This window comes from Nonomuraea sp. NPDC050227, from assembly GCF_044459705.1.
Lineage (GTDB): Bacteria > Actinomycetota > Actinomycetes > Streptosporangiales > Streptosporangiaceae > Nonomuraea.
This window is the reverse complement of sequence record NZ_JBITJF010000004.1, coordinates 606629-618159: the sequence shown is the minus strand read 5'-3', so window position 1 is coordinate 618159 and position 11531 is coordinate 606629. Positions and strand designations below refer to the sequence as shown.

The window sequence follows — 11531 nt, the reverse complement described above, 5'->3', positions numbered from 1 at the left end:
CCGGCCGCGCGATCAATGCCGACCGCACCTTGGGACGCGCTTGACCTGGGACGGGCCCCCGTCAGCCCGCCGTACGGTCGCTGATCCAGCGGGCGGCGAGCAGACCGGAGACGGCGGTGAGGACGGCGCCCGCGACGACCGTGGCGCCGAGGCCGAGCACGTCGGCGAGCACCCCGGCGACCAGGGCTCCCGCCGCGTAGCCGACGTCGCGCCAGAAGCGGTAGGCGCCCAGGGCGTTGGCCCGCCAGGAGGGGTGGGCGTGGTCGGAGACCGAGGCGATGAGGGCGGGGTAGACCATGGCGGTGCCGAGCCCGAGGACGACGGCGGACAGGACCCCGGCGAGCAGGGCGTCGCCCAGCGGGGCGACGGCCAGGAGCAGCCCGCCGGCCTGGACGAGCATGCCGGTGACGATGAGGGGTTTGCGGCCGAGGCGGTCGGCGAGGTGCCCGGCGGGGATCTGGCCGACGCCCCACAGCAGCGGGTACAGGCCCTTGATCAGGCCGACGGCGGCCAGGCCCAGGCCATGCTCGGTGAACAGGAGAGGGAAGACGCCCCAGGTGAGGCCGTCGTTGAGGTTGTTGACCAGGCCGGCCTGGCTGACGCCGCGCAGCGAGCGGTCGCGCCAGGACGTGCGGGCGAACGCGGCCGCCGGACCGATGTCCCCGCCGGCGGGCCGGGGGTGCCGGTCGAGTTCGAGTGCCACGTGGGCGGCGGTGTCGCGGACGGCCAGGGCCAGGGCCAGCCCGGCCGCCACGAAGACGACGCCGACGAGCTCGGGGACGGGGCGCAGGCCGTGACGGGTGGCGAGGTAGCCGGTGAGCAGGGCGGTGGCGCCGACGGCGGTGTACCCGGCGGCCTCGTTGAGGCCGGTGGCCAGCCCCCGCCGCGCGGGCCCGACCAGGTCGATCTTCATGTTGACGGTCATCGACCAGGTCAGGCCCTGGTTGAGGCCGAGCAGGACGTTCGCGGCCACGATCCACCCCCAGGAGGGCGCCCAGGCCAGGACGAACGGGACGGGGATCCCGATCAGCCAGCCGGCCACCAGGAGCTGCTTGCGGCGGAACCGGGCCGTCAGCGCTCCGGCGGCCAGGTTGGTGACCGCCTTGGTGAGCCCGAAGGCGACGATGAAGGAGAAGACGGCGAGGTCGCTGGTCAGGCCGAAGGCGTGGGTGCCGATGAGGGGCACGGTGGTGCGTTCGAGGCCCACCAGGCCGCCGACGGCGATGTTGACGACGACCAGCAGCGAGAACTGCAGGGCGTTCGCCCGGAGCCCCAGGCGTACGGGGGGTCGGCCGGCCGGGGCGGGAGCGGAGGTGTTCTGCACGGCGAAGGTCCCTTCGCGCCTGGATTGCCGGGTGGATATGTCCAGGTCACCATACCCCCCCAGGTATCCTGGGCAATACCACAGGGGGTATTTGACATCCTCTCCGCGGAGAACCTACTGTCGGACAGGTGATACCCCCCGGGGTATCAACCCACTGGCCGCGTTCCTCACGAAGGGATTGCCGTGTTCTTCACCCAGTACTACCTGGACTGCCTCTCGCAGGCGTCGTACATGATCGCCGACGAGGGGACCGGCCGCGCGGTGGTCGTCGACCCGCGGCGGGACGTCTCCGAGTACCTGGCCGACGCCCGCGCGCACGGCCTGACCGTCGTCGGCGTCGTCAACACCCACTTCCACGCCGACTTCGTCGCCGGCCACCTGGAGCTGGCCGACAGCACCGGCGCCTGGATCGGCTACGGCCGCCGCGCCGAGACCGAGTACCCCATCCGCAAGCTCGGCGACGGCGAGCGCATCTCCCTCGGCGACGTCACCCTGGAGATCATGGAGACGCCCGGCCACACCCCGGAGTCGATCAGCGTCCTGGTCTACGAGCACGCCGAGGACCCCGTCCCGTACGGGGTGCTGACCGGCGACGCCCTGTTCATCGGCGACGTCGGCCGCCCCGACCTGCTCGCCTCCGTCGGCGTCACCCCCGGGGAACTGGGCGCGATGTTGTACGACAGCGTGCAGAACAGGCTCATGGGCCTGCCCGACGCGGTGCGGGTCTTCCCCGCGCACGGCGCCGGCTCGGCCTGCGGCAAGAACCTCTCGGCCGAGAAGCAGTCGACCATCGGCGAGCAGCGGGCCACCAACTACGCGTGCGCGCCGATGGACCGCGAGACCTTCGTCGCGCTCGTCACCGCCGGGCAGCCCGCCGCCCCCGGCTACTTCGCCTACGACGCCGATCTCAACCGCAGGGACCGCGCCCGCTACGACGCCTCGGCGGCGCCCGTGCCGCTGACCCTCGACGGGTTCACTGAACTGAGGGCCGCCGGCACGGTCGTGGTGGACGCCCGCGACCCGCAGGACTTCGCCGCCGGGCACCTGCGCGGCGCGGTGAACGTGCCCGCCGACGGGCGCTTCGCCGAGCAGGCGGGCACCGTGCTCGACCCGGACGCCGAGCTGGTCGTCATGGCGCCGCAGAACCGCGAGGAGGAGGTCGTCACCCGCCTGGCCCGGATCGGCTTCGACCGCGTCGCGGGCTACCTGCGCAACCCCGACGACGCGCTGGTGGCCCTCGCCTCCGAGGTCGCCCCGGCCAGCCGCCTGACCGCCGCGCAGTTGCGCGCCGCGCTCGCCGGCGACGCCCCGCCCGTCGTCGTGGACGTGCGCACCGCGGGCGAGCGCGAGGCGAACGGCTTCATCGACGCCGCGCTGCACATCCCGCTGAGCGAGCTGCCCGCGCGCAGCGGCGAGCTGCCCGCCGACCGGCCCGTCGTGCTGCACTGCGCGGGTGGTCACCGCTCCTCCGTCGCGGCGAGCCTGCTGCGGCACCGCGGCTTCCAGGACGTCTCCGACGTGCTCGGCGGCTACGCCGCGTGGGCCCTGTCGGCCGAGCCGGCCGGCGTCTGACCGAACTGTCCCCTTTCCCCCGTCCCATACGCATGTCTACTCGATACCCCCAGAGGTATCGGCGAAGGAAAGACCCATGAACACCTCCTCCGTCCTCACCCCCACCGTGCTGCAGCGGCTCGTCCAGGAAGGGCGGGCGCCGCGCCTGCTCGACGTGCGCACGCCCGGCGAGTTCCGCACGGCGCACATCCCCGGCTCGTACAACGTGCCGCTGAACACCCTGCGCGAGCACCGGGCCGAGCTGCTGGCCCACCTGGACGAGGACGTCGTGCTCGTCTGCCGCTCCGGGGCGCGGGCCGCGCAGGCCGGGCAGGCCCTCGCCGAGGCCGGGCTGCCGAACCTGCGCGTCCTGGAGGGCGGCATCGTCGCGTGGGAGACGGCCGGCGCGTCCCTGGAGCGGGGGCCCGAGCGGTGGGACATCGAGCGCCAGGTGCGGCTCGTGGCCGGTTCCGTCGTCCTGGTCACCGGTCTGGCCGGGATCTTCCTGCCCGGCGCGCACCTGATCGGCACCGCGATCGGCGCGGGCCTGACGTACGCGGCCGTCAGCAACTCCTGTGCCATGGGCGTCCTGCTGTCCCGGCTGCCCTACAACCGCGGGCCGCGCACCGACATCCGCACGGTGCTCGCGGAGCTGCGGAGCACCCCGTGACCGTGCTGATCGTCGCGGCGTCGCTGCTCGTCGGGGTCAGCCTCGGCGTGCTGGGCGGCGGCGGCTCGATCCTGACCGTGCCGATCCTGGTCTACCTGGCCGGGCAGGACACCAAGGAGGCGATCGCCACCTCGCTGTTCGTCGTCGGCGTCACCAGCCTGGCCGCGCTGGTCCCGCACGCGCGGGCCCGGCGGATCCGCTGGCGGACCGGGCTGCTCTTCGGCGCGTTCAGCATGGCCGGCGCGTACGGCGGCGGACGCCTGGCCGAGTACGTCCCCGGCACGGCGCTGCTCGTCGCCTTCGCCCTGATGATGCTGGCCACGGCGGTCGCGATGCTGCGCAGGCCCCGCAACCCCAGGAAGCGGGCGCGGCCCGCCCACGGCGACCTGCCGCTGCCGCACATCGCGGCGGAGGGCCTGGTCGTCGGGGCGGTGACGGGGCTGGTCGGCTCCGGCGGCGGCTTCCTCGTCGTCCCGGCGCTCGCCCTGCTGGGCGGGCTGCCGATGGGCGTCGCGGTCGGCACCTCGCTGCTCGTCATCGCGATGAAGTCGTTCGCCGGCCTCGCCGGGCACCTGGCGGGCGTCGCGATCGACTGGCGGCTCGCCCTGATCGTGACGGCGTCCGCGGTGATCGGCAGCCTGGCCGGCGGCCGGCTCGCGGGCCGCATCCCGCAGGACGCGCTGCGCACGGCGTTCGGCTGGTTCGTCGTCGTCATGGGCGTGTTCGTGCTCGTCCAGCAGGCCGGCGCCGCCGTCTGGAGCCATCCGGCCACGTGGGCGGGGGTCGTGGCGGTGCTGGCCGCCGTCCTCGCCGCCCGCCGGTGGCGCGCCTCAGGCGCCGGCTGACGGGCCGGAGGACGCCGGCTCGTCGCGCACCTGGGCGGCCGTGACCGCCACGGTGGTGACGATGTCGGCCACGGTGGCGCCCCTGGACAGGTCGTTGACCGGCCGGCGCAGCCCCTGCAGCACCGGCCCCACCGCGACCGCCCCCGCGCTGCGCTGGACGGCCTTGTACAGGTTGTTGCCGGTGTTCAGGTCGGGCACCACGAAGACGGTGGCGTGCCCGGCCACCTGGCTGCCGGGCATCTTGGCCCGCGCCACGGCCGGGTCCACCGCGGCGTCGTACTGGATCGGCCCTTCCACCTGGAGGTCCGGGCGGCGCTGACGCACCAGCTCGGTGGCGGCGCGCACCTTGTCGACCTCGGCGCCCGCGCCCGAGGTGCCCGTCGAGTACGACAACATCGCGATCCTGGGCTCGACGCCGAACATCGCCGCGGTGCGGGCCGAGGCGATCGCGATGTCGGCGAGCTGCTCGGCGGTGGGGTCGGGGTTGACCGCGCAGTCGCCGTAGACCAGGACCCGGTCGGCCAGGCACATGAAGAACACGCTGGAGACCAGCCCGAGCCGCAGGATCTCGAACGCCGGCCTGATCGTGTGCGCGGTGGTGTGCGTCGCGCCGGAGACCATGCCGTCGGCCAGGCCGGCGTGGACCATGAGCGTGCCGAAGTAGGAGACGTCGGTGACGGTGTCGCGGGCCAGCTCGACGGTCATCCCCCGGTGCGCCCGCGCCTCGGCGTAGGCGTGCGCGAACCGCTCGCGCAGCTCCGGGTCGAACGGGCTGAGCACCCTGGCCGCGGCCAGGTCGAGACCGAGCTGGGCGGCCTGGACCCTGATGCGTTCGGCGTCGCCGAGCAGGGTGAGGTCGGCCACGTCCCGGCGCAGCAGGATGTCGGCCGCGCGCAGGATGCGCGGCTCCTCGCCCTCGGGCAGCACGATGTGCCTGCGCCGGGCGCGGGCCCGGTCCAGCAGCTCGTACTCGAACATCAGCGGCGTGACGACGTCGGTCTTGGCGATGTCCAGCCGTTCCAGCAGCAGCGGGCCGTCGACGTGCTCGGCGAACAGGCGCAGCGCCGCGTCGATCTTGCCGCCCGCCTCGGGCGTGAACCGCCCCTCCACGGCCGACAGCCGGGTCGCGGTGTCGAACGTGTCGTGACCGGTGGCGATCACCGGCAGCGGGATCTCCATGCCGCGCAGCAGCCGTTCCACCGAGCCGGGCAGCTCCGTGCCGCCGGTGAGCACCACCGCCGACAGGGCCGGGAAGCCCGGCGAGGTGTGCGCGGCGATCAGGCCGGGCAGCAGCGCGGCGGCCCGGTCGGACGGGATGATCACCGCCGCGCCCTCGGTGAGACGCTCCAGGATGCCGGGCAGCGACATCGCGCCCACCATCAGCGCGCTCGCCTCCCGGCCGAGCCCGTCGCGCTCGCCGAGGAAGAACCAGCCGTCGCACGCGTCGAGCAGGTCGGCGACCGTCGGCGCCCGCAGCGAAGGGGTCTCCGGCAGCACGAACACGGGCGTCGCATGGCTGAACGCGAGCGGCCCGCCGGTCGAGCGGGTGACCACGACCGCGAGCTCCTGGGCGTGATGGTGGGCCAGCTCCCTGGAGGACACCTCGACCGCCGCGGCGGTGCGGGCGGCCGTCCGGCCCCTGCCGCTCACCACGTTGATCACGGGAGTGCCCAAATCGGCGGCCAGCCGGGCGTTGAACCCGAACTCCGTCGGCGCGCCCACGTCGGTGTAGTCGGTGCCGACCACCACGACCGCGTCGCAGCGCCGGGCCAGCGCGCGGAAGCGGGCCACGATGTCGCCGGCCGCCCGCTCGACGTCGGCGTGCACCTCGTCATAGGTGACCCCCGCGCACGCCTCGTAGGGCAGGGCGAGCTGGAACCGGCTGCGGATGGTGTTGACCAGGCCGTCCTCGCGTCCGGCCCGTACCACCGGGCGGAACACGCCCACGCTTCCCACCTGCCGGGACAGCAGCTCGACCAGGCCCAGGGCGACGGTCCCCTTGTTGCTTCCCGCTTCGCCGGCGGCGACGTACACAGCTCGTGTCATGACACTCATTCTCGACGCCCCCGCCGGGTCCGGAACGCCATCGGGCCCGGATCAGTGTCGTACGGCACCAGGGGAAGTGACCAACGTCCCTGTCTTGGGGGGAGGGCAGGTGGGTAGCGTCCTCGGCGTGATGAACCCGTGGACGCTCACCTACGAGGGATTCGCCCCGGGCTCGGCCGGGCTGCGGGAGGCGCTGTGCACGCTCGGCAACGGCCGCTTCGCCACGCGCGGCGCCACGCCCGAGGGCCGGATCCGCACGCCCGGCACCTACCACGCGGGCTGCTACGACCGTCTGGCCTCGCAGGTGGGCGGCCGGACGGTCGTCAACGAGGACCTGGTCAACCTGCCCGACTGGCTGCCGCTCGGCTTCGCCACGCCCGGCCAGGACTGGTTCAGCCCGGAGCTGGCCGACCTGCTCGGCTACACCCAGGAGCTCGACCTGCGCCACGGGGTGCTGCGGCGGGAGCTGCGCTGGCGCGACGCGCGGGGCCGGGTCACCCGGGTGCGGCAACGCCGCCTGGTCTCCATGGCCGATCCCGCCCTGGCCGCCCTGGAGACGACCTTCACCGCGGAGAACTGGTCGGGCCCGCTGCGCGTCCGCGCCGGGCTGGACGGGCGCGTCACCAACAGCGGCGTCGAACGCTACCGCGACCTGCGCGGCGACCACCTGACGGAGCACGCCACGGGCCACCGCGACGGACTGACCTGGCTGACCGCGACCACCCGCGCCTCCCGCGTCACCGTCGCGCTCGCCGCCCGCGCCGACGCCCCCTCCCCCGGCTCGCCCTCCATGGAGCCCGACCACGTCGCCAGCGAGCACGTGCTGACGGTGACCGAGGGCACGCCGGTGACGTTCACGAAGGTCGTCGCCCTGCTGACCTCGCGCGACCCAGCCGTGCACGACCCGCTGTCGGCCGCCCTGCGCCGCGCGGCCACGGCCCCGGGCTTCGCCGAGCTGCTGGCGGCGCACGCCGCGGCCTGGGAGCGGCTGTGGGAACGGGCCGAGCTGAACGTGGACGGGCCGGAGCTGTCGCAGATCGTCCACCTGCACATCTTCCACCTGCTCCAGACCCTGTCGCCGCACACCGCCGACCTCGACGCCGGGGTGCCGGCGCGCGGCCTGCACGGCGAGGCGTACCGGGGGCACGTGTTCTGGGACGAGCTGTTCGTCCTGCCCTGGCTCAACCTGCGCTTCCCCGAGATCTCCCGCGGCCTGCTGCGCTACCGGTGGCGCCGCCTGCTCGAGGCCCGCGCGGCCGCCCGGTCGGCCGGGTACGAGGGCGCGATGTTCCCCTGGCAGAGCGGCAGCGACGGCCAGGAGGAGACCCAGACCTACCACCTCAACCCCGCCTCGGGACGCTGGCTGCCGGACGTCTCCCACCTGCAGCGCCACGTCGGCCTCGCCATCGCCTACAACGTGTGGCAGTACCGCCTGGCCACCGGCTCCATGCCGTCGTGGTGCGCCGACCTGCTGATCGCCATCGCGCGGTTCTTCGCCTCGCTGGCCGTGCTCGACCCCGTCTCCGGCCGGTACGAGATCCGCGGCGTCATGGGCCCGGACGAGTACCACACCGCCTACCCGGGCGCCGCCGAGCCGGGCCTGGCCAACAACGCCTACACCAACGTCATGACCGTGTGGCTGCTGCGGCACGCCCTCCGGCTCGGCGTGGCCGGCGCGCGGGAGGCGGCGCGGTGGGAGGACGTCACCCACCGCATGCGGGTCGACTTCCACGACGGCGTCATCAGCCAGTTCACCGGCTACGCCGGGCTCGCCGAGCTGGACTGGGAGCGGTACGCGGGCGTCCGCCGCCTCGACCGCGCCCTGGAGGCCGACGGCGACGACGTGAACCGCTACAAGGCGTCCAAGCAGGCCGACACGCTGATGCTGTTCTACCTGCTGGGCGCCGACGAGCTGCTGGCGATCCTCGACGGGCTCGGCTACCCGGCCGACCCCGGCCTGATCCCGCGCACGACCGCCTACTACCTCGACCGCACCAGCCACGGCTCCACGCTGAGCGCCGTCGTGCACGCCTGGGTGTTGTCGCGCTGCGACCGGGCGCGCTCCTGGCAGTTCTTCGCCGAGGCGCTGGTCGGGGACGTGCACGACGTCCAGGGCGGCACCACCGCCGAAGGCGTGCACCTGGGCGCGATGGCCGGGACGGTGGACATGCTGCAACGCTGCTACCTGGGCCTGGAGCCGAGGCCCGAGGGCCTGTTCCTCGACCCTCTGCTGCCCGGACGGCTCGGCACGCTCTCGTTGCCGGTCCTGTTCCGCGGACGCCGGATCACCATCGAGGCCGGCCACGACGGCACGCGGGTCGACGGCGTCCCCGTGCCGGGCGGTGCGGGCCTCGTCCTCACGGAGAGAGAGATGATCATGACGAACAGTGGCGACTTCGGACGCCGGGTGGCTCACCACCGCGACCGGCTGGGCCTCACCGTCGACCAGCTGGCCGAGCGCGCCGACATGTCTCCCGGGTACGTCGCGTACCTGGAGGGCCACCTCGGCATCCCGGACAGGAACACGGTGACCCGCCTGGCCACCGCCCTGGAGACGACCCCGCAGGACCTGCTGGGCGGTGGCCGCGACCGCCCGCCGGGCCCCGGCGCCGGCCCGGACGAGCCGGTCCTGGAGGTCCTCGACCCCGAGGAGTGCCTGCGCCTGGTCGCGCCGGGCGGGATCGGGCGGATCGCGTTCAACGGCTCGCACGGGCCCACGGTGCTGCCCGTCAACTACCGGCTGCACGAGGGCGCCGTGCTGTTCCGCACGTCCCGCGGCGGGCCCATGGACCAGGACCTGCGCACCGGTCTGGAGGGCGTGGACATCATGATCGGCTTCCAGGTGGACCGGATCGACGAGGTGCGCAAGGAGGGCTGGAGCGTGCTGATCCAGGGGCCCGCCCACCACGTGCCCGAGGACGAGGTCGCCAAGCTGGCCGACGCGGGCGTCACGCCCTGGGCGGGCGGGGAGCGTCATCTCTACATCCGGGTCGTGCCGCACCAGGTCACCGGCCGCCGGATCCACGGCCTGTGAGCCGGCCGCCGCCGTGGACCCGCGTCACACGGGGGCGGCGGGCCGCAGCAGCGCCTGTTGCAGCGCCCTGCCGAGGTCGGCGTCGGTGATCATGCCGGTGACCGCGCCGCCCTCGACGACCACCGCCGACAGCCCGCCCACCCGGGACGGACGTTCCAGCAGGGCGGCCGCGTCGTCGTCCGGCGACAGGATGCGCGGCGGCTTCTGGGCGGCGACCAGCGTCTCCACCCTGGTGTCCCCCCTGCGCTCGGCGGGCACGGCGAGCAGGGTCTCCAGCGAGACCACGCCGAGCGGCGCCCCGTCGAGCCCCACGACGGGGAAGACGGACTGGTGCGAGCCGAGCACCACCGCGTCGACCAGCCCCTGCACGGTCAGCCACGCGGGGGCCAGGTCCGGCGTGGCCGTCATGACGTCCCGCACCAGCACTCCCCCGAGGCCGCGCCGGGCCGCCCTGCTCATGATCTCGCCGCGGGCGGCGCCCGCGATGTACCAGCCGGTGATCACCACCCACATCCCGCCCAGCGGGTTCCACACCCAGATCACGACGAACCCGGTGAAGGTCAGCGCCATGCCGATCGCGTAACCGGCCCGCGCGGCGCCGGCGTCGGCGCGGGCGCGGTCGCCGTGGCGGCTCCACATCAGGCCGTGCAGCACCCGCCCGCCGTCGAGCGGGCTGCCGGGCAGCAGGTTGAACACGCCCAGGACGAGGTTCATCATGGCCAGCCACGCCGCGGCGGCCCTGGGCACGCCCGGCGGCAGCACGGCCGTGACTCCGAGGGCGAGACCGCCCAGCAGCAGGCTCGCGGCGGGGCCGGCGGCCGCCGTCACCACCTCGGCCCCGGGCGTCCGCGCCTCGTCGCGGAACTGCGTGACGCCGCCCAGCGCCCAGAGGGTGACGGACTCCACCTCCATGCCGCACCGCTTGGCCACCAGCGCGTGCGCCAGCTCGTGCGCGAGCAGGGACACCATGAGCAACAGTCCCGTGAGCGCGCCGGCGACCCAGTACGTCGTCCGGCCCGCGCCCGGGGCGGCGACGGCCAGGACCCCGGAGCCCAATCCCACCGCCACGAGCGTGACGATGGCCAGCGCGGACCAGTGAGCGCCGACGGGGATGCCCGCCACCCGTCCGAAGCGCAGGGTTTGCCTCATACTTCCAGCTTGCATGCTTCTCGACCCTCCTGACCAGGGACGACCTCTACGGGCGGACCACCGCGACGGCGCAGCGGGCGTGGTGCAGCACTCCCCTGCTGACCGAGCCGAGCACCAGCGAGCCGAACGTGCCCCGCCCGTGGGAACCCACCACGATCAGATCGCAGGGGGCGCCGGTGAGCGCCTCGACCGGATGCGCGCTCTGGACGTCCTCCACGACCGTCACCTCGGGACACCTCTCCCGCCATCCGGCCGTCCGGGCGCGGACCGCCTCGTGCTGGGCGGCGCGGACCTCGTCCAGGTCGTAGGCGATCTCGGGGGCGAAGGCGTGCACGGGGATCTGCCAGGCGCGGATCAGGCGCAGCCGGGCGCCGCGCAGCCTGGCCTGCTCGAAGGCGTAGCCGATGGCCGGCTGGCAGACGTCGGAGTCGCCGATCCCGACGCCGATCTCGCCGACCGGCCCGCCGCCCTCGGCGCGCACCACCACCACGGGACAGGCGGCGTGCCCGGCCACGTGCGTGGTCACCGATCCCAGCAGCGCGCCGGCGAAACCGCCCAGCCCCCGGTTGCCGATGACCAGCTCGTCCGCCTGCCGCGCCTGATCCAGCAGGACGGCCGCGGGCGTCCCCTCGACGACCTCGGCGTGCAGCCGCACCGACGGCTGCCGGGCGCGCGCGGCGGTCTCGGCCGCCTCCAGCACCTTGGCCGCCGCCAGCAGCAGGTAGTTGCCCTGGCCGTAGTCGGGGAACCTGGTGACGGCGTACGGCTGCCGGTCCAGGGCGTGCACGATCCGCAGCTGCGCGCCCGTCCGCGCGGCGTCGTCGGCGGCCCAGCCGACCGCCGCGGCGGCGGGGGCCGAGCCGTCGGCTCCCACCACGATCACACCGGCCATGACGCCCCCTCGTCCGACAC

General features: G+C 74.3%; 8 protein-coding genes. 4 read left to right on the top strand and 4 right to left on the bottom strand.

From position 1 onward, the window contains the following. Positions 1 to 61: 61 nt before the first annotated feature. A complete protein-coding gene (locus tag ACIBK9_RS19795) occupies positions 62 to 1324 on the bottom strand; it encodes an MFS transporter (protein ID WP_397159965.1) in 1263 nt (420 codons plus the stop codon). A gap of 183 nt (positions 1325 to 1507) precedes the next feature. Between ACIBK9_RS19795 and ACIBK9_RS19790 the strand changes: the two genes are divergently transcribed. The 3 genes from ACIBK9_RS19790 (at position 1508) to ACIBK9_RS19780 (ending at position 4390) form a co-directional block, all read left to right on the top strand. After that, entirely contained in the window at positions 1508 to 2896 is a 1389-nt protein-coding gene (locus ACIBK9_RS19790) for a rhodanese-like domain-containing protein (RefSeq protein WP_387676495.1), read from the top strand. Positions 2897 to 2972: 76 nt separating this feature from the next. Continuing rightward, positions 2973 to 3545: a rhodanese-like domain-containing protein gene (locus tag ACIBK9_RS19785; RefSeq protein ID WP_352323725.1), complete on the top strand. Its 573-nt coding sequence runs from the start codon at positions 2973 to 2975 to the stop codon at positions 3543 to 3545. Next, the gene (locus tag ACIBK9_RS19780) at positions 3542 to 4390 is read left to right on the top strand and encodes a sulfite exporter TauE/SafE family protein (RefSeq protein ID WP_352323726.1); all 849 of its coding nucleotides are present in this window, start codon (positions 3542 to 3544) and stop codon (positions 4388 to 4390) included. The genes ACIBK9_RS19785 and ACIBK9_RS19780 overlap by 4 nt, the downstream gene beginning before the upstream one ends. Here the strand turns inward: ACIBK9_RS19780 and pta are convergent. Then, entirely contained in the window at positions 4376 to 6436 is a 2061-nt protein-coding gene (gene pta, locus ACIBK9_RS19775) for a phosphate acetyltransferase (protein WP_397159961.1), read from the bottom strand. The genes ACIBK9_RS19780 and pta overlap by 15 nt on opposite strands. Before the next feature lie 109 nt (positions 6437 to 6545). On the opposite strand from pta, the gene ACIBK9_RS19770 reads away from it, so the two are divergent. Further along, the gene (locus ACIBK9_RS19770) at positions 6546 to 9470 is read left to right on the top strand and encodes a pyridoxamine 5'-phosphate oxidase family protein (RefSeq protein WP_397159959.1); all 2925 of its coding nucleotides are present in this window, start codon (positions 6546 to 6548) and stop codon (positions 9468 to 9470) included. A gap of 24 nt (positions 9471 to 9494) precedes the next feature. Here ACIBK9_RS19770 and ACIBK9_RS19765 read toward each other — a convergent pair whose 3' ends face one another. Next, complete coding sequence (locus tag ACIBK9_RS19765) at positions 9495 to 10619, bottom strand: M50 family metallopeptidase (protein WP_397159957.1); 1125 nt, start codon at positions 10617 to 10619, stop codon at positions 9495 to 9497. A 46-nt stretch (positions 10620 to 10665) separates the two neighbouring features. Beyond that, on the bottom strand, positions 10666 to 11511 hold the full coding sequence (locus ACIBK9_RS19760; RefSeq protein WP_397159955.1) for a universal stress protein: 846 nt from the start codon (positions 11509 to 11511) through the stop codon (positions 10666 to 10668). Positions 11512 to 11531: the final 20 nt, after the last annotated feature.

Coding starts and splice junctions, on each gene's coding strand:
- ACIBK9_RS19765 (WP_397159957.1), bottom strand. CDS start 10,619: ATGAGGCAAACCCTGCGCTTCGGACGGGTGGCGGGCATCCCCGTCGGC.
- pta (WP_397159961.1), bottom strand. CDS start 6,436: ATGACACGAGCTGTGTACGTCGCCGCCGGCGAAGCGGGAAGCAACAAG.
- ACIBK9_RS19785 (WP_352323725.1), top strand. CDS start 2,973: ATGAACACCTCCTCCGTCCTCACCCCCACCGTGCTGCAGCGGCTCGTC.
- ACIBK9_RS19760 (WP_397159955.1), bottom strand. CDS start 11,511: ATGGCCGGTGTGATCGTGGTGGGAGCCGACGGCTCGGCCCCCGCCGCC.